At 33.5% G+C, this 1300-nt stretch carries 2 protein-coding genes; both read right to left on the bottom strand.

What is annotated here, in order from left to right:
* Positions 1-38: 38 nt before the first annotated feature.
* Positions 39-845 carry an IS3 family transposase gene (locus ACRHNM_RS16165; protein ID WP_431137674.1) on the bottom strand — a complete coding sequence of 269 codons (807 nt, stop codon included), beginning with the start codon at positions 843-845 and terminating at the stop codon, positions 39-41.
* Between the two features lie 44 nt (positions 846-889).
* On the bottom strand, positions 890-1261 hold the full coding sequence (locus ACRHNM_RS16160; protein WP_040254794.1) for a transposase: 372 nt from the start codon (positions 1259-1261) through the stop codon (positions 890-892).
* Positions 1262-1300 lie beyond the last annotated feature (39 nt).

Raw genomic sequence — 1300 nt, 5'->3', positions numbered from 1 at the left:
TGTCTTGTCCTGAAATATGGCTACAGGTTAAAATTGATTTACGCTGTTTTTAAATATATCATATTCGGTGTTTTATAGTCTAAAGATAAATGTAATCTTATTTCGTTGTATAGATTAATTGCATTTTTTGCAGCTCTTTTTGCGTGTTGTAGGCTATCAAAGGTCTGATCTAGATAGAACTCGTCTTTTAAAATACCGTTTATACGCTCTGCGACGGCGTTTTCATAGCAATGATTTTCTTCAGTCATACTAATATCAATGTTATTTCTCTTTAAAATTTGTGTATAAACATTGCTACAGTATTGTATACCTCTGTCGGAATGGTGAATAAGTCCAGTAGTATCTTTAGCTTGATATAACGCCTTGTTTAAAGCCCTTTCACAACCTTTAAGCTCTAAACTGTTACTAATGTCATAACCAACTATTTTACGGCTGTACATATCTGTAATGAGCGCCAGGTAACAAAATCCCTTTATAGTTCTAATGTAAGTTATATCGCTTACCCAAACTTGGTTTGGTCTATTGACGTCAAGATCTTTAATGATGTTCTTGTATTTGTAGAACCTGTGTAATGAGTTGGTTGTTCTTGAGCTGTATTTCTTTCTAAGTGTGAGCATATTGTGTTTTCTAAGTATGTTAAATAAGGAATCTCTACCAATTTTTAAGTTGGATTTAATAAACTCTTGTTCTAATGATCTGGTGAGTTTTCTAACGCCTTCTCTAGGAAGGGATTTGCGTCTGTTCTTAACTATGACCACTACTTTTTTCTCTATTTCCAGACGTTTGTCCTCACGACGTTTGTACTTGTAGTACGCATCACGTTTAAGTCCGAAACAAGCAGTTATGGTAGTAAGAGAAGCAAATCCCTTAGATCTTTTCTTGGCCTTAATCAGGGCTTGATACTTAGTTTTTTTTTAAGTTCAAGAACAGATTTGTAGCCCAGCTGTTCTGCTGCTACTTCTAAATATGAATCGTCAATAAGAGCATCCATATCTTTTTTTAGAAGTAGTTTCTTTAGCTGTTCAATCTCTTTCTGAAGTTGTTTAATACGAGTTATTTCGTCTTTAGTTTTCACAGTTACTCTGGTGTTCATTAGGTCTTTACGGTTATACTTTTTTATCCATTCATTAATGGTAGTAGGAGCAATACCATAAGCTTTACCTAGTTGATACTTGTTTAGTTTTCCTGCGGTAAGTTCGTCTAAAATTTTAAGTTTAAAAGATTCAGAATACCGTCTAATTACTTTGTCATTTTTGTACATAATGTTTAAAATTATGTAGCCTTTATTCAGGACGGGTCA

Origin of the sequence: Psychroserpens mesophilus (assembly GCF_050617655.1) — a bacterium.
In the GTDB taxonomy this organism is placed as follows: Bacteria; Bacteroidota; Bacteroidia; order Flavobacteriales; family Flavobacteriaceae; genus Psychroserpens; species Psychroserpens mesophilus_A.
Note: the sequence above shows the minus strand (reverse complement) of the source record. Positions and strands in the feature narration are given on the sequence as shown.

Bases quoted from the DNA above. Each gene is read 5' to 3' on its own strand.
- ACRHNM_RS16160 (WP_040254794.1), bottom strand. From the start codon at position 1,261: ATGTACAAAAATGACAAAGTAATTAGACGGTATTCTGAATCTTTTAAA.